13 protein-coding genes are annotated in these 20,706 nt (G+C 46.5%); 12 read left to right on the top strand and 1 reads right to left on the bottom strand.

Annotation, left to right across the window (positions count from 1 at the left end; all coding sequences use genetic code 11):
- Positions 1–193: 193 nt before the first annotated feature.
- The gene (kduI, locus tag NC796_RS20930; RefSeq protein WP_310687444.1) at positions 194–1,030 is read right to left on the bottom strand and encodes a 5-dehydro-4-deoxy-D-glucuronate isomerase; all 837 of its coding nucleotides are present in this window, start codon (positions 1,028–1,030) and stop codon (positions 194–196) included.
- A gap of 296 nt (positions 1,031–1,326) precedes the next feature.
- On the opposite strand from kduI, the gene NC796_RS20935 reads away from it, so the two are divergent.
- The 12 genes from NC796_RS20935 to NC796_RS20990 all read left to right on the top strand — a co-directional run bounded on the left by NC796_RS20935 (position 1,327) and on the right by NC796_RS20990 (position 20,056).
- Positions 1,327–1,914, top strand: coding sequence for an RNA polymerase sigma-70 factor (locus tag NC796_RS20935; protein WP_310687446.1), 588 nt, complete (start codon positions 1,327–1,329; stop codon positions 1,912–1,914).
- A 396-nt stretch (positions 1,915–2,310) separates the two neighbouring features.
- The gene (locus tag NC796_RS20940) at positions 2,311–3,387 is read left to right on the top strand and encodes a FecR domain-containing protein (RefSeq protein WP_310687448.1); all 1,077 of its coding nucleotides are present in this window, start codon (positions 2,311–2,313) and stop codon (positions 3,385–3,387) included.
- 26 nt (positions 3,388–3,413) lie between these two features.
- Positions 3,414–7,049 (top strand): TonB-dependent receptor, encoded by a 3,636-nt coding sequence (locus NC796_RS20945; protein WP_310687450.1) that lies wholly within the window; start codon positions 3,414–3,416, stop codon positions 7,047–7,049.
- A gap of 26 nt (positions 7,050–7,075) precedes the next feature.
- Positions 7,076–8,857: a RagB/SusD family nutrient uptake outer membrane protein gene (locus tag NC796_RS20950; RefSeq protein ID WP_310687452.1), complete on the top strand. Its 1,782-nt coding sequence runs from the start codon at positions 7,076–7,078 to the stop codon at positions 8,855–8,857.
- Between the two features lie 18 nt (positions 8,858–8,875).
- Complete coding sequence (locus NC796_RS20955) at positions 8,876–10,498, top strand: DUF5123 domain-containing protein (RefSeq protein WP_310687454.1); 1,623 nt, start codon at positions 8,876–8,878, stop codon at positions 10,496–10,498.
- Positions 10,499–10,582: 84 nt separating this feature from the next.
- Positions 10,583–12,067 carry a hypothetical protein gene (locus NC796_RS20960; RefSeq protein WP_310687456.1) on the top strand — a complete coding sequence of 495 codons (1,485 nt, stop codon included), beginning with the start codon at positions 10,583–10,585 and terminating at the stop codon, positions 12,065–12,067.
- A gap of 232 nt (positions 12,068–12,299) precedes the next feature.
- Positions 12,300–13,769, top strand: a complete 1,470-nt coding sequence (locus NC796_RS20965; protein WP_310687458.1) for a hypothetical protein — start codon at positions 12,300–12,302, stop codon at positions 13,767–13,769.
- A gap of 25 nt (positions 13,770–13,794) precedes the next feature.
- A complete protein-coding gene (locus NC796_RS20970) occupies positions 13,795–14,886 on the top strand; it encodes a pectinesterase family protein (protein ID WP_310687459.1) in 1,092 nt (363 codons plus the stop codon).
- Positions 14,887–15,119: 233 nt separating this feature from the next.
- Entirely contained in the window at positions 15,120–16,055 is a 936-nt protein-coding gene (locus NC796_RS20975; RefSeq protein ID WP_310687461.1) for an alpha/beta hydrolase, read from the top strand.
- 247 nt (positions 16,056–16,302) lie between these two features.
- Positions 16,303–17,016, top strand: a complete 714-nt coding sequence (locus tag NC796_RS20980) for a rhamnogalacturonan acetylesterase (protein WP_409070400.1) — start codon at positions 16,303–16,305, stop codon at positions 17,014–17,016.
- Positions 17,017–17,107: 91 nt separating this feature from the next.
- Positions 17,108–18,838 (top strand): glycoside hydrolase family 28 protein, encoded by a 1,731-nt coding sequence (locus NC796_RS20985; RefSeq protein WP_310687464.1) that lies wholly within the window; start codon positions 17,108–17,110, stop codon positions 18,836–18,838.
- Positions 18,839–19,447: 609 nt separating this feature from the next.
- Complete coding sequence (locus tag NC796_RS20990) at positions 19,448–20,056, top strand: RNA polymerase sigma-70 factor (RefSeq protein WP_310687465.1); 609 nt, start codon at positions 19,448–19,450, stop codon at positions 20,054–20,056.
- Positions 20,057–20,706 lie beyond the last annotated feature (650 nt).

The following is a 20,706-nucleotide window of genomic DNA, read 5'->3' on the forward strand; positions in this document are numbered from 1 at the left end:
TGACGATGGGTAGAATTTTGTCGAAATTGGCTTTGAGGTCATGCATACGCAGGGTGTTTTTATGAAGATTAACACTCCTAAGATATTGATTATCAAGCGTTTGCATGGCCTTTCTTATTTTAAAATTATTAAAAACTTAACCCCTAAACGCGTTATCTGAATATTGAGGTTATAAATTGCCAAGTGCGATGTCTTATCGCATCTCTGTGGGTTTTACGACATCCATGTCCCCGTAATCGAGGTTTTCCCCCGCCATCCCCCAGATGAACGAGTAGCTACTGGTGCCAGAACCACAGTGGATCGACCAGGGTGGTGAGAGGACTGCTTGATGGTTTTGCAGGAAAATATGGCGCGTTTCATCCGGTTCGCCCATGAAATGAGAGACCACCTGGTCATCAGGGAGATCAAAATAGAAATAGGCCTCCATCCGCCGATCGTGCACATGGGCAGGCATTGTGTTCCACACGCTTCCTTTTTTGAGGATGGTCATACCCATCTGCAGCTGACAGGTGTCCACCACACTGTGTACGATCAGTTTGTGGATAAGGCGATGATTGGAGGTCTCAAGAGAACCCATCTCAACTGTTTCTGCCTCATCCAGTGTAATCTGCTTCGTGGGATTTGAGCGATGAGCAGGTGCTGAGTTGATATAAAACAGGGGTTGCCCCTTGGAACGTGCGAAAGTAATGTTTTCAGATCCCCGCCCGATATAAATCGCTTCTTTATTTTTTAGCTCATAAGATTCGCCATCAACGGTAACGGTACCTTGTTCACCAACGTTGATAACTCCCAGCTCGCGTCGATTAAGAAAGTTTTCGGCCTTCAGTGGTTCAATAGGTTCCAGGCGGAGAGGTCCTTCTCCGGGTTTAGCACCACCTACGATATACCGATCGTAATGGCTGTATACCAAATTAATTTCTCCTGCTCTGAATAGATTCCTGATAAGAAATTCATCTCTTATTTGCTGTGTATCGTACGATTTGAATACCTCGGGATTGGAGGCGTAGCGGACTGTGTAATTTGATGTCATTTGGAGCATCCGGTTTATTTTTGCAATCGATTGCAATTAATGTAGACAATATCACATTGTAATTTATTTAGTGCAAGTTCCCAGTGGTGAATTCTTCTAGCTTATTTAGGGCCTCTGTAGTATTTAGATCCATGATTCCAGTATTATATGAAGGTTGTTATATCCGTGTGTTTGGTTTACCAGATTATATAAAAAAATTCTTGACTTTCGATGGAATATAATTAGTTTATATTATGCAATCGATTGCAAGGGGTTACTAAGTTACCACTTATTTCTACAAAGGGGAATGTTAAAGGATGGACAATTCAGCAAATAAAGATCAATCAGTTCGGGAGAATCGATGGATTCGGAAAATGCATAACGATGAAAAGGATGGATTTGAATCACTATACCGTTCCTATTATCCCAAACTGATTCAGTTTGCACTACGATACAACAACTCCAAGGCGATCGCAGAAGACCTTGTGCACAACGTTTTTCACAACGTCTGGAAGAACAGGAAACGCATTAAGCCGAACGGTAAGCTCAGGTCCTATCTTTATACGGCTGTGCGGAATCAATCCATAAAATACCAGAAGCGAAAAGAGCGGCAGGCCCATTCAAATTTAGAGGATGAGACCGTTCTACAAAGCAGAGATGTGAGTCCGGAAGAAAATCTCGATGTGAAGGAATTTGAGCAGTCGGTAGAGGATGCAATCAATAAACTGCCAGAAAAACGTCGTGAGGTATTCTTGATGAGCCGGGAAGATAATTTGACCTATCGCGAAATTGCCAATGTGCTGGAAATATCAATCAAAACGGTGGAAACCCAGATCAGCCGGTCCCTTAAGTTTTTACGGGTGGAGCTGGCGCATTTCTTAACCGGGGATAAAATGTCTACCTAGTCGCCCCGGCATATTGACATCTCTTCATAAATCGTCCCCTTCTTTTCAAGTTACTCTTCTCAGTAATCTAAGAGTGCGTAGTCTTTACCAAGGGGCTTTGCAAAACCCTATGTCATTGCAAACTGTGTCCGACTACTGGCGTGATGGAGCGAATGAAATGAGTGAAATGCAGCAATCTCCATCTGTGTGGGGATCGCCACGCCCCGAAATCCGCCAGCTGGCGGACGCGATGACAATTCCAAATGGTGTAGTTTTGCAAAGGCCCTCTACTAAGAGATTAATTCCTGTCTAATACATTTTAAACCCACTACGGAAATTTTTTTAAAAAACTGTCAGGGTACCTGGCTGCTTTGGGGTATTAGAAAATAAAGATGTTAATTGACAGTCAGAATTTTTATGGATAACCCGGATTTAAGATGGGAATTAATAACACGTTACATCAGCGGTGAGTGTAGCGAAGACGAACGGCGCCAGGTAGAAGAGTGGATGGAAGCCGATGCCAGTAATAAAGAGATGGTGACACTCTTGCAAAAGGCCTGGGAGGGTTCTCCTGATAAGCCCGCAGATGCCTGGGATGTGGATTCAGCATGGCTTCGATATAATATCAGGTATGGCAAAGATTTTGAAAATGATCAGGAAACCCGTGAGCAACCTGATGAGATGAATTATATCAGGGAGATTGGGGCCAGCCGCCGAAGAAGAAGTAATATCTTGCGCTGGGGTTCGGTACTGGCTGCAACGGCCATGATCTGCATTGCGTTTCTTTTTGGTTATCAGCCCGAGGAAACAGAATCTGCCGAGCCGACTGAATTAACGCGTGAAATCGTAGCCAACCACGGTCAGCGGATTCACCTGCGGTTGAGCGATGGGACAAAAGTGATTCTCAATTCCGGCAGCCGAATTACCACACCCAACACCTTTTCTGATTCTACCCGGAATATTCGCCTCGAGGGGGAAGCTTTCTTTGATGTTGCTACCGATTCTTCCCGGCCGTTCCTGATTCAGGCTGCTCATTCCGTCACCGAGGTGCTCGGGACCAAGTTTAGCGTCAAGGCGTATTCGGTGGATGAAGAGGTGCAAGTAGTAGTGCAGGAAGGAAGAGTTGCACTGTGGGGGCGAACAGGAGACGACAGGTTTCCCGGGAAAGAAATTACAAGAAATCAGATGGGGGTGATTCCACAAGGAAAATCCCCTGTTGTCAATGAAGTAAAAGATATGGAAAAATACTTGGGATGGACCGAAGGCAAACTTGTCTTTTCGGGAGATCCTCTTAGTCAGATAGAGACGAAACTGGAGCGCTGGTATGATATCCGCTTGGATATTGATACCGGGCTTGGGCATGCTGATCACAGGTTAACAGCTACATTTTCTGATGAGCAATCCCTGCCTGAAGTGCTTGAAGCTATCGCCCTTTCATTAGACCTGAAATACAAAAAAGGAAAATCGGGTGGAACATATATCATATACGAATAACCAATTTAATTTTTAATGGAGGATTTATGAACAAGAGGAAACGAGTTACGGTAAAAGATAAGATAGGTCTGTTACTGTCAGGGATACTATTAGTATTACTTCTGGTAGATCCCGGTTGGTCGCAGGATAGAGCTGACAACGGTAAGCGTTTTGTGCCGTTGGGCTGGTATGCCAATGCTGGCAGTGGATCAACATCGCTGTTTAGTAAAACAACGAGTATCAATTTTAATGATGTGCCGCTGGAGCAGGCATTAACGGAGCTGGCAAACCAGGTAAATGTGCGTCTATCTTATGACAAGGCTAATTTGCCAGAGAAAAATGTTACTGTTTCTGAACAGGACATTACACTTATAGATGCCTTCAAAAAATTGGTTGAAGGGATGCCTTTGGATGTCTTGGGATCAACCTCCGGACAGGTCATTGTTAAAAGAACAAAAGCAGAAGTTTCAGAATCGATTGCCGTGGAAACTGTTTCCGGACAGGTTATTGATTCAGAGACGGGAAGTGGATTGCCTGGGGTTAATATCGCCGTTAAAGGAACAGGTATCGGTACATCAAGTGATGCCGAAGGGGATTACTCATTAACGGTGTCCTCTCTTAATGATACCTTGTTGTTCTCTTTTATCGGTTACGAAACGGCAGAAATTCCGGTTAGTGGGAGAACAAGCATAGATGTTGAGATGCAGTCTTCTACGATTACCGGTGAAGAGGTTGTTGTGGTTGACTATGGTTACGGAACAGTAAATAAGGAGAATTTAACCGGGTCGGTGGCTTCGGTGACCGGTGAAGATTTGAACAGGATACCGGTGACGAATGCCGCTGAGGCTATTGCAGGTCGTTTGCCTGGGGTAAACGTACTTTCCACGGACGGTGCGCCGGGTGCTGAAACCGTTATTAAAGTGCGCGGTGGTGGTTCCATTACCCAGGATAACTCCCCCCTGTATGTTGTCGATGGTTTTATTGTAGGCAGCATCCGGGATATCCCGCCATCTGATATTGTAAGCATTGACGTGTTAAAGGATGCGGCCGCAACGTCTCTTTATGGCGCGCAGGCTGCAAACGGGGTAATCGTTATAAATACTAAAAAACCGGAAGCCGGAAAGGTTAATATCTCCTATAACAACTATTTCCAGTTTAACAAGCTTCCCGGGGATAGAAAACTGGATGTACTCTCTCCCTATGAGTATGTAATGGCCAATTATGAGCATGCCAAGCTCCGGTCAGAAGCCGATTTGAGAAATTTCGAAAAATACTACGGGAAGTATGATGATCTTGAATTGTACAAGAGTAAGCCCGGTACCGACTGGCAGAGCGAGTTGTTCGGGAATCCTCAGCTTTCTCAATATCACAACCTGAGTATAAGCGGTGGAACCGACCAGACCAAGATGATGCTGAGCTTGACCCACAACAATGAAGATGGGCTCATGATCGGTTCAGGATTTGAGCGGTCCACGATTAACTTCAAGTTGAACCAGCAGTTAGACGAATCACTGCAGCTGGATGTCTCAGCCCGAATCAACAACACTCAAATTGACGGTTCCGGTACTTCGGGAAGTTCTCAGATCCGTATTAAAGACGCCATCACAAGACGGCCTGTAAACGGTATTGCCGACGAGCTTGATATTGATCTGACAAGCGTTAACAACGATGACGAGTACCAGTCGTTCCTGCTGAATATGATCAATCCCAAGGAGCTTGCGAAGCAAGACTGGAGACAGAGAACGGACAACTCCTATGTACTGAATGCAGGGTTGACCTGGGATCCGCTGGACAATATGACGGTTAAATCGACCTTTACCTCCGATAAGTCATTCAATGAAAACCTGAGGTATTACGGACCCCTGACGGGTGAGTCTCAGAAAGAGGGTAACAGCCTGCCTTTGGGAACCAAGCAAGAGGGAGAAGGCTTCTCCTACCGGTGGTTGAATACTGTAAGATACGTGTTTGATAATTTTGAAAAGCACGATTTAGACTTCCTGTTGGGACAGGAGATCTACTCCAATGGAGGGAAGGGCAATTATGTGCGTGTAGAAAACTTCAGAGAGTCTATGCAGCCCGAGGAGCTCTTTGCCAATATGGCTCTTGGAAACCTGGTAGAGCAATCGACTTCGCGTTCAACAAACCGAAATAGATTTTCGCTGTTCGGGGGAGCAAATTATCAGTTCAATGATAAGTATCTGCTTACAGCCACCGTCCGTGCCGATGAATCCAGTAAATTTGAAGAATCAAACAGGCTGGGCATTTTCCCCGCTGCAGCACTGGGCTGGAAAATTTCAAATGAGCCCTTCATGGATGGAGCGGACTTCATTGACCGTTTAAAGCTGCGGGTAAGCTATGGGAAAACGGGTAACGATCGTATTTCTGCGACGGCCTCACAATTCCTGTTTGATGCCAGCACCTATAACGGTCCGGGAATGGGTACAAATGATTACAATGCCTACTATTCACCGACAGGGAGCACGCTCTATAACCCCGATCTCGTCTGGGAGTCTACCATTCAGAAGAATATAGGCCTTGACTTCGCCTTTTTCTCAGCTCGCGTCAACGGTAGTCTTGATCTGTATGAAAACTCCACGCGAGACTTGTTACTTAAATCGGCCATATCACCGGTGTCAGGATTCTCTACCCAGTGGAATAATATCGGAAGTACCTCAAACAAAGGGATAGAGCTGGGACTGGAGGCCTACATCATAAATGACAAGGACTTCTCGCTGTCTACCAATGTCAACTTTGGGATTAACCGGTCCAATATTGATGAGCTGGATGGAACCAACGAGCGTTTCTATCAATCCAACTGGGCCAGCACCGACCTCAAAGACCGGGATGATTACTACCTGAAAGTGGGGAGCACCCTTGGGCTGATCTATGGCTACAGGAATGACGGAATGTACACAACTGATGATTTTGCTGGCTATAACGAAGCCACAGGCGAATATATCCTGAATGAGGACGTGCCGGATAATAGTCAAACCCTCGGTGTAAATAGCCTGAGACCAGGCTATATGAAGCTGAAAGACCTAAACGGGGACGGTCAGATAGACAGTCAGGACAGAACCGTAATCGGGAATGCATTGCCCAAGGCCCAGGGAGGTTTGGGTTTCGACCTCAACTACAAAGGATTTGACGCTTCCATATTCTTCAACTGGTCATATGGAAACGACATCTATAATACCGGTAAAATTGATTTCAACCAGTTCTATCGTAGCCAGTACGGCAATATGCTGAGCACCATGAGTTCCGACAATCGCTTTACCTATATCGATGTGGACGGTTCGTATACCGGCACACCGGGAGAAGTGGTCACAGATCTCGAGCAGTTAAGAGAAATGAACCAGGGTAAAGAGATGTGGAGTGGAAATAACTCATTCGGTACGGCAACGGCCGTAATTCATGACTGGGCAGTCGAAGACGGGTCATTTATAAGGCTCAATAAGTTGACACTGGGATATACTCTGCCTACGCAATGGACTTCCAAACTGAGCCTGTCAAACGCCAGGGTGTATGTTACCGGCTATAACCTTGCCATCTGGACGAAATATACGGGCTTCGATCCTGAAGTGAGCACGTCGAGAGGCAGCTATTCCCAGTTGACACCTGGAGTTGACTATTCATCCTATCCAAGGAGCCGATCAGTCACCGTTGGAGTTAACGTTACTTTTTAATTTAATGACCATTTAATCTTATGACTATGAAGATCAGATATTTTGTTTGCGCGTTGGCAGTCCTGATGTTTACTGCCTGTGATAGTTTTCTGCAACCGGAGTCGCTTTCTACGTTCGACGATAACTATATCTTCTCGAACATTGAAGATGCGAGAAAGGCCGTGAATTCGATCTATGTCCATTTTAATCACGACGGATTCAGATCAAGACTGTCTAACAATATGACAGGGAACACGGATATTGAACACAGCGGTGGGTCGAGCGATGGGGCACGCTACCAGATATGGCGCCTGGATGCCCAGCCCAACAACGGCGACTTGGGTTATGTCTGGGATATTGGATATAAAGCAATACGCGATGCCAATATTGCGATTGAGGGGATATCGGATAGCCCGGCACTTAATTCCTCTGATGAGGTGGTAGCAAGAAATATAAAACACCTGTTAGGGGAAGCCTACACGTTGCGCGCCTACTGGTACAGTATGCTCATTTATTATTTTGGCGACGTCCCCTTTATGACCGAGGCTCCGAAAGCAGGGGTAGATTTCAACCTTCCGCGAAAGGATCGAAATGAAATCCTCACGGCCGTCATTGATGACCTGATTAATATCGAGGAAGATATGATGTGGGCCGACCAGCTGCCCAACGGTATTGAACAGGTCAACAGGGAATACACGATGGGAATGATTGCCCGTCTTTCTCTGCAGCGCGGGGGATATTTCTTGAAACCGAATATGAGCATGGAGCGAAAGGATGACTACCTGGACTACTATCAAATAGCCAATGATTATACTCAGAAACTGATCAATCTTAAAGATCGTCCACTGCCTGAGGACTACAGCCAAGTGTTCATGAATCAGAATAAGTTTGTCTCTCCGGTTAACAGCGATATTCTTTTTGAGGTGCCGTTCCCAGTAGGAGAGGGAGATGTCGGTTGGAATATCGGTGTCACCGTTGAGAAAGGTAATCATCCGTATGGTTCCGGAGGCAACTACATGAGTATTCCTGCTACCTACTATTACTCATTTGACAAGCAAGATAAGAGGCGGGATGTAACCTGCGCATGGTACATGATCAACGAAGACTTTGAGCAGGAGCTGGTGAGCGTAAGCAATATTGCCCAGGGTAAGTGGAGCCGGCATTTCCTTGAAAATCCTCCGGGTCCTTCTACTGCTAAAGGAACGGGCATCAACTGGCCCATGATGCGGTATTCAGATGTGCTCTTAATGCATGCTGAGGCTGAAAACGAACTGAACGGCCCGACGGCCAAAGCGAAAGAAGCGCTTAAGAGGGTGCGTCGCCGTGCTTTCCCGGATGCGGAATGGAGCTCAAAAGTAGACCAGTATGTCGACAGCGTTTCTGCAAGCAAAGAGTCCTTCTTCAATGCGATTGTGAATGAGCGGGCATGGGAGTTCGGCGGTGAGATGACCCGGAAGTATGACCTCATCCGCTGGGACCTTTACCACGAGAAAGTGCAGGAAACGGTCGATGGTCTGAAGAAAATGGCCGACGACGCCTATTATGGTACTGGAGATCTTCCTGATTATGTATATGTAAAACATGACGAAAATGGAGATCTGATGATTTACAACCGGGATGAAAAGGTAAATTCTGCACCTGATGATACCTGGGAGCGCAGGGCTTGGTTGATTGGCCTGGTTGATGAAGATCAACCCAATAACTATCCGGAGTGGTTGACACGGGACTGGGCAAACTACAATGAGCCCGTGAGGTACATCTTCCCGATTCCCACCATCGGAATAGATAATAGCAAAGGCGTACTGAAAAACGACGGCTATAATTTTTAAAGTAAAATATTCAGAGATATGAAATTCAAAGAAGGTAGTATAAATCTTGTCTTGTTTATGTTGATTGCAGGCACGGTACTGTTTTATGCCTGTGGTAAAGATAATCCTGTGGCCCAGGATGATGAAACACGTCTGTTCAGGCCGGTGCTCAACGAGCAGCTGTTTGCAGAGGACAACATGATCATCGTGGATATGGGAGATATGAAAGATGCGGCTTCCTACACGCTGGAGGTCAGCAGAGATACATTCCAGACCGTCGAGTTAGCCCTGGAAGTCGACACCCACTATGTTGAAATAGACAGCCTCTTGTGGGATACAATCTACCAGGTGCGGGCAACAGCTCACGCTGATGATGAGGAACTGGATAGTAAAGTCTCGGATCTGGGCGCTGTCAGAACGCAACGTTTTCCTTCCATTATGGAGCTCCCTGAAAGTTATGATGTCACAGACGTAGCGGCCAGGGTCTTCTGGGAGACCGGAGGAGCCCCGGTTACGGGTGTTAAAGTGTTTGCCGCAGATGATGAAAAGCTAACTTCGCCCTTGATAGAAGAGGATGTATCAATGGAAGAACAAGACGCGGAGGAAAAGTTCGTATATGGGTTAGAGCCTTCCACCGAGTACCAAATTGCTATTTATAGCGATGGTGAGCTCCGCGGCTGGGCAGACTACACAACCAAAGAGGCCCTCCCCATGGGAGACAATGTGGTTGACCTGCGCGGTATTGACCGGGAATCGATTCTGGCAGACACCCTGCAGTATGTTTCCGACGGAAGCGTTGTTCTGCTTGAAAGCGGAAGGCAATATGCAGCCGACGGATACCATTTTGATAAATCAGTGACTATCAGAAGTGCATACGGGTTTACCCCGGGCGGGGCAACCATAGACTGCAGCTCGAACTTTAACGTTCAGGATGGTGCTGTAGTGGATTCCGTTGTTTTCAGGGATGTTACTCTGACTGGTAACTTCGATTCCAACTATGTCTTCAACATTAACAACAGTGGGCAGGTTGGTGAAATCAAGTTTCATTCCTCCAATATCCGCTCCCTTCGAGGCATAACACGAATGAAAGGCGGTGCGGGTAAACTCGAAAAGTATACTATCTACAACAGTGTTGTCGATAGCATTAACGGGTATGCCGTATTGACGGTGGATACCGAAGAGTGGAGCGTGGACGACATACGGCTGGAGAACTCCACGTTCTCAAAAATACAGTACTTCCTCGTAAGCCGTTCTAACACGAACTCAATTTTGATCGAGTCCAGTACCATCAATGAAGCGCCTGAAAGGGGTCGCCAGATGTTCAGGTGGCGTGGATCTGAAGGGAATAACAACGTCCTCAACGGTGTTGAAATAAATAACACGATTTGGGGTCACGGGTGGAATATGGATGGTGAAGAGGATTATGCCGTCAGTGGTGTAGATGGAATGGAGAATACAAACTTCAGTATCGTCAATACCTACACCACCAATCAATTTTCATTTTCCGGCGATGAGATTCCCGGGTTTCCGAGCTTTGTATATGATGGCACCGCAAATGATCTCTGGGAAAATCCATACAACGGTGTAGGCTTTGATATCCAAGATTCAGGATTCGCAGGCAAGGGAGACGCCGGCGATCCGCGTTGGAGAATAGGACTGTAGTTTTCCCTGATCACCATCAGCAGGTGTGGCTGGTAAGGTCACACCTGTTTTCTTTTATATAACCCTTATAAGTAAACGGGTCATATGGATGTTTTAAGAACGTCATTTTATGTATTTGTAATGGTGGCACTTCTGGGCGTTGTTAACTGCAGCAATGGAACCGAGGCGGTAACCGAGCCAGACGATGATAAACCCACGCCTGTGGAAGAAGAAGCCCTGGCATTTCCCGGAGCTGAAGGTTTTGGACAACATGCCACCGGTGGACGAGGGGGTGACGTTTATTATGTAACCAAACTCAGTGATGATGGCAGTGAGGGGACGCTGCGGTATGCACTGAATCAATTTGGACCGAGGTACATATTGTTTAAAACTTCCGGGACCATTGAATTGAAATCCCGCCTGGATATTAGCAATGGTGATGTGACAATCGCAGGGCAAACCGCACCGGGCGATGGCATCACGCTTAAAAATTACCCGGTGACGATAAGTGCCGATAATATAATCATCCGTTTTCTCCGATTCCGGATGGGCGATGAGGCTCAACAAGAAGGAGATGCGCTGGGAGGTCGATTCCATAAGAATATTATCATTGATCACTGCTCCTTGAGCTGGTCGACAGATGAAACGATGAGTTTCTATGCCAACGAAAACACCACCGTACAGTGGAGCATTATCTCTGAAAGCCTTCGCAAATCATTTCATGTAAAAGGAGCTCATGGATACGGGGGAATCTGGGGTGGAAAGAAAGCGTCATTTCACCACAACCTGCTGGCTCATCACGACAGCCGAAATCCCCGTCTGGGTGAAGAAGCGGGAAAAGCATTTGCCCTCACCGACTTGGTGGACCTCCGGAACAACGTGATATACAACTGGGATGGCAACAGTGCCTATGGCGCGGAAGCGATGAACGTAAACATTGTGAACTGCTACTATAAACCCGGGCCGGCAACCACCAAGGAGGAACGGATCATATCCATCGATAAAAATATGGATGAAGATACAGAGATCTATGACACTTGGGGCAAATTTTATATTGACGGAAACTATATGGAGGGTAGCACCCGGGCCACTGATGATAACTGGCAGTACGGGGTATATAACCAATTTCACAGCAAATATGGTACGGTACCGCAATCCGAGAAAGAGGCCATGCGTTTGCCAGATGCCCATCCTATAGATGGTAACGTAACAACCCACAGCGCTGAAGAGGCATACGAAAAAGTACTTGATTATTCCGGTGCATCCCTGGTGCGTGACGCAGTAGATGAGCGGGTGGTCAAGGATGTACGAAACGGCACCTACACGGCAGAGGGCTCAAATGGCAGTACGAACGGTATTATCGATTCACAGGATGATGTGGGCGGATGGCCCGAGTTAAAAAGCGAACCTGCACCGGAAGATACCGACAACGACGGGATGCCTGACGAATGGGAAACGAGTGTCAAACTTGATCCGGAGGTGAAGGAAACCAACGGCCATGATCTAAGCACAGGCTACGAAAATATTGAGGTGTACATCAACAGCCTTGTGGAGTCCCTGGTAAAAGAACAAAATATACCGGGTTCCTGATTAGAAATGGAATAAAACACGGTGATAATCGTGGATCTGGCTTATCGATAGCGTGGGAATTAATTCCCGCGCAAGTGATACAGCAGGAACCGCATTAGATGAGATCTACTCATTATTTGTGGCTTCTATAAATGCCAATTTTCAATTGGTGAACGCATCAAATTAATAATGTATGGAGATCAATTCTCTCGAAAATGGAATCTCGCAATATCTTAAAATTTATACTGATTTTATGAAAACTTTGACTTCTTTAATTGTCATTGGAGTCTTTTCCGCTGTTAGTGTTATTGGCTGTGGAAACTCGAATGCAGTAGATTCTGGAGAAGATAATAACGGCAACGAACATGGTCCCACACCGGTTGAAGAAGAGGCAAAAGCGTTTCCGGGTGCCGAAGGTTTTGGCAGTGAAACTACTGGCGGTCGCGGGGGTAAAGTTATCTACGTGACCAACCTAAATGATTCCGGTCCGGGTAGCCTGAGGGAGGCGGTAGACACGCCCGGTGCCCGGTATATTCTTTTCAAAACTTCGGGCACTATTGCCCTGGAATCGGATCTGAATATAAATTATGGGGATCTTACCATTGCCGGGCAAACGGCTCCCGGTGACGGTATCGCTGTCCGTAATTATCCCGTGGCTGTGAATGCCAATAATGTTATCATCCGCTATATGCGGTTCAGGATGGGGGACGTTGCCGAACAGCAGGATGATGGGCTGAAAGGACGCGATCAGAAAGATATTATTATTGATCACTGCTCCATTAGCTGGGGTACTGATGAAACCGCTTCGTTTTATGATAATGAGAACTTTACCATGCAATGGTGCATCATCTCTGAAAGTCTGCGTAATTCAATCCACGAAAAGGGCTCCCATGGGTATGGCGGTATATGGGGCGGACAGAAAGCTTCCTTTCACCATAACCTGCTTGCCCATCACGACAGCCGGAACCCCCGATTTTGTGGCAGTCGGTACACAAATCAACCCGGCCTGGAACTGATTGATTTCCGCAACAATGTGATTTACAACTGGGGCGGCAACAGTTCGTATGGAGCCGAAGGGGGTAGTTATAATATGGTTAACAACTACTTCAAAGCCGGTCCGGCTACTTCCTCGCATAAGTCACGAATTGAACAACCCTATCCTGATAATGGCGGCAATGAACAGCCCGCCGGCACGTATGGTAAATTTTATGTGGATGGCAATTACGTAGCCGGCAGTGCTATCGTAACGAATGATAACTGGCAAGGCGTCCATCCTCATTCTTCGTTTTCAGATTACGGGGTTTCCAAAGAGGATCTTAAATCAGGGACCGCCTTTGATGTAGCTGATGTTACTATGCAATCGGCGGAAGAGGCCTACGAAAAGGTGCTGGATTTTGCAGGAGCGTCGCTGGTTCGTGATACGGTGGATGCGCGAATCGTGTACGATACCCGGACCGGTACCGCAACTTTTACTGATGGTGGTAATGGTAGCACCAATGGACTTATCGATACCCAAAGCGCGGTCGGCGGTTGGCCTGAATTAGAAAGTGATCCTGCACCAGAAGATTCCGACAGCGACGGGATGCCTGATGAATGGGAAAAAGAGGTAAACCTTGATCCGGAGGTGAAGGAAACCAACGGCCACGATCTGAGTACTGGTTACGAAAATATTGAGGTTTACATCAATAGCTTGGTAGAATCCATCACCGACGAGCAGAAATAGAAAAGAAATTGATCAGACATCATTTATGAAAAAAAGAAATTTTTTATATCCCGTGTTATATCCTTTTGTCCTACTGCTGGTATTTTCCTGTTCCTCAAACCAGGTAGCTCCTGAAGAGGAAGAGTCCAGGGAAGATCTCATAGAATATAAATACGTGGTGGATAAAGATGGGAATGGCGACTTCACTTCAGTACAGGAAGCCATCGACGCAGCCCCTTCATATTATGATGACCGTACCTACATATATGTCAAAAATGGAGAGTATAAAGAGGTCGTGACTATTCCAGACGAGAAAACGAACCTGACGCTGGTTGGGGAAAGCGTGGAAAATGTGATCCTGACCTATGACAATGCCGCTCAAAAGATTAATCCCGAAACAGGGGAAGAATATGGTACAAGTGGATCAGCCAGCACGTATATCCACGGAGATGGTTTTGTGGCCGTAAACATTACCTTCGAAAATAGTGCGGGTTATTATAATGGAACACAGGGGAAAACAAATTATGGACAAACGCTGGCTATTTATGTTGATAGTGACCAATCAATATTTGACAATTGTCGTTTTATAAGTGGACAGGATACCTTTTATGCCGGTCGAGTTCGTACCTTTATCAAGGATTCATATATAGAGGGAACGACCGATTTTATTTTTGGTCCCGCCACCGCTGTTTTTGAAAACACTAACATGCATTCATACGGTGGAACCTCAATTACCGCAGCTTCCACCGAGTCATATGTGGAATTCGGCTTTGTTTTCAGAAATTGCACGATCACGTCTGAATCAGGCGTTAAAACTGACCTTGGACGTCCATGGAGGCCCTATGCCGCAGTTGCCTATCTTGGATGCGATATTGGATCCTGCATAAAGCCGGAGGGATGGAACAATTGGGGTGATCCCGATAATGAAGCCACGGCCCGGTATGCCGAGTATAACAACACCGGCCCCGGGGCTGACACCGACAACCGGATTAACTGGGTAGACATTCTTACCGAAGGTGAAGCTGAGAAATATGAAACCCTGAATGTCCTGAAAACCACCTATGAAGAAAATCCTAATACAGATGACTGGAATCCGTATAATCTCATTGAACAGATGCAGGAATTACCGGAAATGTAGCATGGTTTATTCCTTGTTAAATTGAAAGAATCAAACTTCCAGGTTAACGGGACCTTAATCACCCCTGAAATGAAGGAACGTTGAAGGTTTAAGGCGAAATTTTTTACCTATTCTCCGTAATTAAAAAGTGAAATTGGGATGCTAAAATAGAATTTGTATCGACTGGTAGTAAAAGTAGTAGATGACCTACTCTTTTAAGATCAGGGCCTGTTAACAGGAAACAGTTCAAAAAAATGATGATGAACAATACGGGAAGAGTAACTTTTGGCGTCACACTTTTGGGATTGCTTTTAGTTTGTGCGGGAGCTGCATCGGCACAGGAGTCCATCCCTTTGTGGCCGGAAGAAAAACTGCCCAATTCAAAAGGATTGGCCATAGAAGACAGCGTATTCAATGAACGCATTTACCAGATTAAGTACCCAGAGATGTACACCTTTTTCCCGGCCCGGGAGGAGACGAGCGGCGCGGCCGTACTTATTTTCCCAGGTGGTGGTTATCACCATCTGACCTACAACTGGGCGGGATTCCAGGTGGCGAAATGGTTTAACTCCATAGGAGTAACCGCTTTTGTCGTAAACTACCGCCTGCCTAACTCCCCGGATCTGGAGCAACGACAGGTTGTCCCCCTGCAGGATGCCCAAAGAGCGATGCGAATTGTCAGGGCCAATGCTCATGACTGGAATATTGATCCTGAAAAAGTTGGAGTGATGGGACGGTCGGCCGGCGGGCACCTGGTCTCTACCCTTGGTACGCACCAGCAGGATGTTGCAGCGTTCGGTGATTCGCTGGATAGTTACAGTTACCGTCCCAACTTTATGATCATGGTTTCACCCGTCATATCATTGGGTAAATACACCCACGAAGGCAGCCGTGAAAACCTGCTCGGCGCTAACGCACCACAGGATCTGATAAAAGAATATTCGAATCAGCTGCAGGTAACCGACTGGACACCCCCGGCTTTTTTGGTGCATGCGGCAAATGACGAGGCAGTACCACCCCAGAACAGCCTGCAGTTTTACCACGCCCTGCTCGTCCATGGGGTCTCCTCGAGTATTCATATATTTCCCCAGGGAGGACATGAGATCGGGCTGGTGGGCAATCCCGGTTCAACACAGCAGTGGACCGACCTTTGTGAGGCATGGCTCCGCGAAATGGGTTTTACCAATTAAAAAATGATCAATGCGATCTCCAGTTGGGATTAAAAGATTTAATTCTCCCGGTCGCAAAAGCAGCGGCCGGGTGGGAAGGCAATCCTCCTCCACCGGGTGGCTGGGTTTGCCACCCGGTGGATTAAGATGCCAGGAACCGGTAATGTGCAAAAGACGAATTTCAAATAACAAATAAACAATATTCAATATGAGTAATGCTATTAAAGTGATTAAGAACAAGTATCAATGGGGTTTCCCGGCAATCCTCATGATTGGGCTTCTCTTTTTGGCTGCAGCCCCGCAACCGGATTCGATTACAGTATACCTGGTGGGCGACTCGACGATGTCAAACAAAGAGGTCGAAGCCTATCCTGAAACCGGCTGGGGGATGCCATTTCCGGTGTTTTTCAACAGTACTGTAACGGTGGAGAATCACGCTCGCAACGGGCGCAGTACCCGCACGTTCCTGGAGGAAGGCCGCTGGGAACCGATTGTGAGTAATCTTAAAGAGGGCGACTACGTGTTTGTCCAGTTTGCCCACAACGACGAGGTACCGACCAAAGAGCAATATACTCCCCCCAAACAGTACCAGGCCAATCTTCGCAAGTATGTGACCGAGACACGGGACAAAGGGGCCCGTCCTGTACTGCTGACGCCAATCGCCCGCAGACATTTTGACGACCAGGGACATCTTAAGGACACACACGCTCAATATTCAGAATTGATGCGCCAGGTGGCAAAAGAGCTTGAAGTCCCGCTGATTGACCTTGACAAAAAAAGCCAGGCATTGTTGAAAGACCTTGGGCCCGAAAAGTCAGTTTTCCTATACAATCACCTGGAGCCAGGCCAGCATCCCAACTACCAGGAGGGAATTGAAGACAATACCCATTTCAGCGAGTATGGGGCCCGCCGGATGGCCGAGCTGGCACTGGAAGGCATGCGGGAACTGGAGCTTGAGCTGACTGAAAGAGTTGTTGACTAAATTTTAATATAATATCCGATAGATGCGACGCACTTCGGAAGTGCGTCGCACCTGATAACTGTTCATCCAAATTGATAGCGAACTTATACAAATGATAGCACGTTTTTCAAAGCTACTTTCTTCCCTCCTTATAATTGCAATTGTTCTTGGCTGTTCGGCGCAGCCCGTTTCAGAGCAGTCGGAGTACTTTAAGCCGGTGCCGCCTCATTTTTATGAAGGTCTCACCTTCGATATGCCGAAAGTGCCGGTGCCCGAGTTTCCTGATTACTCGGTCAGTATTGAGGAGTTTGGAGCGGTTTCTGGAGGGGAAACCTTGAACACTGAAGCTTTCCGAAAAGCAATCGATCACGTGGCCGAGGAGGGTGGAGGACGCGTGGTCATCCCGAAGGGCATATGGCTTACCGGGCCTATTGAGTTGAAGAGCAATATCAATATCCATACTGAGAAGGGTGCCCTGGTCGTCTTTAGTGACAACTTTGATCTATATCCACTGGTGGAGACGGTGTTCGAAGGGCTGGATACCTGGCGGGCGATGTCGCCTATCTATGGGAAGGGCTTGGAAAATGTGGCGATTACCGGTAGAGGCGTTTTCGATGGTTCTGGAGAGGCCTGGCGACCGGTGGAGCGACATGAGCTCACTGAAACGCAGTGGCAGCGCTGGCTCGATTCGGGTGGCGTACTTAGCGAGGACGGTCAGACGTGGTATCCCACCGAAGAATCGAAATTGGGCGATCCGGGGAACTTTAACGTCCCGCCCAACCGGGAGACCAAAGAGGACTATCAAGAGGTGAAAGATTTTCTGCGCCCCGTGATGGTGAGCATCCGGGAGAGCAAAAATGTATTGCTTGACGGCCCAACCTTTCAAAATTCTCCGGCCTGGAATCTGAATCCCCTGATGAGTGAGAATATCATTATCCGGAACCTGACCATTCGCAACCCCGAGTATGCCATGAATGGCGATGGGCTCGACCTTTCCTCCAGCAAAAATGTGGTGATCTACAACAACAGCTTTGATGTGGGCGACGACGGGATCTGTATCAAGTCTGGCAAGAACGAAGATGGACGACGGCGCGGGATGCCCACCGAAAATGTGATTATCCGGGAAAATATTGTCCATAAGGCGCACGGTGGCTTTGTAGTTGGAAGCGAGATGTCCGGCGGAGTCCGTAATATTTCCGTATCCGATATGACGTTTATAGGCACAGATGTTGGAATTCGATTTAAGAGCACTCGTGGTCGTGGTGGTGTCGTGGAGAACATCGATATCCACAACCTTCACATGCTGGATATCGTCACCGAGCCGATCCGGTTTAACCTCTACTATGATGGTGAGGCGCCATCTCCCAATCAAAAGGTAGAAGTGGTAGATAGGAAAAAAATGGAGGAACAGATTCCGGAAGTAAACGAGGAAACACCGCGTTTTCGGGATATCAGCATCCGGGATATCTATTCCTATAATTCCACAACGGCTCTCTGGATACAGGGACTTCCCGAGATGAATGTGGAAAATGTCAGTATCGAAAATGTGGAGCTGACGGCCCAGCGGGGTGGAATGATCATTGATTCTGATGGCATCCAGATGAAGAATGTGGATATTCACGTGAAGGAAGGTCCGGTTCTGTATCTTGATAATGCCCATAATCTCAACCTTGAAGAGGTGGTTATAGGATATCCTGAAGGTATTGAAGGAGGCGTTGGAATGAGTATCGTCGGCCCATTTACGGAGTCTATTAACCTGTCGGGCGCCACTTTCTCGAACGTAAGCGAACCGTTGAGCATCGGGCCAAATGTTCAAAAAGTTGAAATCATTGAGGGAGAATAAGGTGATTAATTGAAATCCCTTTCAGTTGAGATTAGTATAAGGGTGCAACGCTGCTCGCTCGTTTTATTAATGTAATCCATATTCCCTAGTTGAAGGTCCCTGCACTGACATGGCGGGGACCTTTTTTAAACAAGCAGAGCAAGTTTTTGTAGCAATGTGATAGCTATAAAACGGAGAGGCACATTACCTATCGCAAGCAAGTTCAGGGAAAAAGAAAAAAATTACAGGGTGCTTGTCGATTGAGCCGTATAAGTATGTAGGGAAAGCGCTGAGCTGTTAGGAAATGCCTCTCAGTTCTATTGGGAATTAGGGCTTCAACACTCAACCGCTTAACGCGTTAGGGGATGTAATTATGAGAAAATTTAGGAATTCGTTCTTGATAGGTTAAATTGCAGTTATCTTATGTTAACGTGGGTCCGAATTACTCAAAATAATAACTATCATCGCGAGAAGGCATTGTGCATACTTGTTGGTTCAAAGATGTGGGCGACTCCTCACTCGTCTTCTGTTCAGCCACCGGGAGATTGCTTCGGGATCGTTCCCGAAGGTCGCTGAATCCCTCGCAATGACAGTTTTTATCTCAAACTGACGTTATTTTAGGGATTAAAAATGAACAAAGAAGAACATACATATTATGTTAAGGGCGTAATAGAAGGGGATGAAAGGGCATTTAAGAAGATTTTCTTGACCTACTATGAGCCCCTCTGCAATTTTTGCTGGCGATATACTAAATCCAAAGCTATCTCTGAAGATTTAGTCCAGGAGATGTTTGCTGATTTCTGGAACCTTCGCGAAACGCTGGATCCCGGCAGGTCGATACGAGTGTATCTTTACCAGGCGGTCAAAAACAAGGCTTTTGATTACCTGGAACATCAAAAAGTGGTCAGAAAGTACCAAGCGGATCAACAGTATGAGAATGAAAACGTGGTACGACAGGATAGCCTCACAGAAGAGGATAAAAAGTTTATCAAAGCAGCTCGTCAGGCCATTGATAACCTGCCCCAGCGTGCCCAACAGGTGTACATTTTGCACCGCGAAGACGGACTAACCTACCGGGAAATAGCCGAAGTCATGGATATATCCAAAAAAACGGTTGAATCCCAGATGAGCCGGGCCCTGGATATATTACGCAGTGAACTGCGTGACGATTTTCCGGAGCAGGTGACAGAGAGAACGATAGCCAAGATATTTTCGATCAGGTCAACGGGGACTGAGTAGTAGTTTTTTTTGTTGCAACTCTTTTGGAGTCTAGTAGTTTAGAACACGTTATAAGAGCTTTTCTCCTAATCGGTATGTACATTTTTCAGTGAAGAAAATCCGCCGGGAGTCGGACTGAAGAACTGCAACCAAAAAATTCACCAAAAAAAACTAGATATTCTCTCCTATTACCACTAAACAGAGTATGCTTTTCCCACTTTAATCGCTTTTGTGAGGCTTATCGCAAGGATTTTCTGGACTTGAAAGGTGATGCTAATATCTTAAACCAACCTTTTATGAAGTAGGATTTGAATCTCTACATATCTTGATTTTAAAAAATATAGAGTGGTGTAAGGGCAGGACATCATGCTCCAACCGAAAAGCCTTTTCTCATAGATTCCAGCCGAGTTTTATCTTCTACGCATAAACTCCTTTCAGTCGCCTTTACTATGCAATTTTACTGAGCTTAACTGCTCCGCTTCGCTGTCCTTATAAGAATGGAGTCTGCGACATTACCATGTCAAGGTCTCCGACATATTAATGTCATATTGTTCGACATTATAGTGTCAGCCTTTATGACATAGCGATGTCAAGGAGCCCGACATTATAATGTCATGGTCTCTGACATAGCAATGTCAGATAGTACGACATCATAATGTCAGATAAGCTGG

It is taken from the genome of Aliifodinibius sp. S!AR15-10 (genome assembly GCF_031569985.1).
In the GTDB taxonomy this organism is placed as follows: Bacteria; Bacteroidota; Rhodothermia; order Balneolales; family Balneolaceae; genus JAMQKA01.

What these genes read in the sequence shown, in the direction of transcription:
- kduI (WP_310687444.1), bottom strand. Translation starts at nt 1,030, where the DNA reads ATGACATCAAATTACACAGTCCGCTACGCCTCCAATCCCGAGGTATTC.
- NC796_RS20935 (WP_310687446.1), top strand. Translation starts at nt 1,327, where the DNA reads ATGGACAATTCAGCAAATAAAGATCAATCAGTTCGGGAGAATCGATGG.
- NC796_RS20940 (WP_310687448.1), top strand. Translation starts at nt 2,311, where the DNA reads ATGGATAACCCGGATTTAAGATGGGAATTAATAACACGTTACATCAGC.
- NC796_RS20945 (WP_310687450.1), top strand. Translation starts at nt 3,414, where the DNA reads ATGAACAAGAGGAAACGAGTTACGGTAAAAGATAAGATAGGTCTGTTA.
- NC796_RS20950 (WP_310687452.1), top strand. Translation starts at nt 7,076, where the DNA reads ATGAAGATCAGATATTTTGTTTGCGCGTTGGCAGTCCTGATGTTTACT.
- NC796_RS20955 (WP_310687454.1), top strand. Translation starts at nt 8,876, where the DNA reads ATGAAATTCAAAGAAGGTAGTATAAATCTTGTCTTGTTTATGTTGATT.
- NC796_RS20960 (WP_310687456.1), top strand. Translation starts at nt 10,583, where the DNA reads ATGGATGTTTTAAGAACGTCATTTTATGTATTTGTAATGGTGGCACTT.
- NC796_RS20965 (WP_310687458.1), top strand. Translation starts at nt 12,300, where the DNA reads ATGAAAACTTTGACTTCTTTAATTGTCATTGGAGTCTTTTCCGCTGTT.
- NC796_RS20970 (WP_310687459.1), top strand. Translation starts at nt 13,795, where the DNA reads ATGAAAAAAAGAAATTTTTTATATCCCGTGTTATATCCTTTTGTCCTA.
- NC796_RS20975 (WP_310687461.1), top strand. Translation starts at nt 15,120, where the DNA reads ATGATGATGAACAATACGGGAAGAGTAACTTTTGGCGTCACACTTTTG.
- NC796_RS20980 (WP_409070400.1), top strand. Translation starts at nt 16,303, where the DNA reads ATGATTGGGCTTCTCTTTTTGGCTGCAGCCCCGCAACCGGATTCGATT.
- NC796_RS20985 (WP_310687464.1), top strand. Translation starts at nt 17,108, where the DNA reads ATGATAGCACGTTTTTCAAAGCTACTTTCTTCCCTCCTTATAATTGCA.
- NC796_RS20990 (WP_310687465.1), top strand. Translation starts at nt 19,448, where the DNA reads ATGAACAAAGAAGAACATACATATTATGTTAAGGGCGTAATAGAAGGG.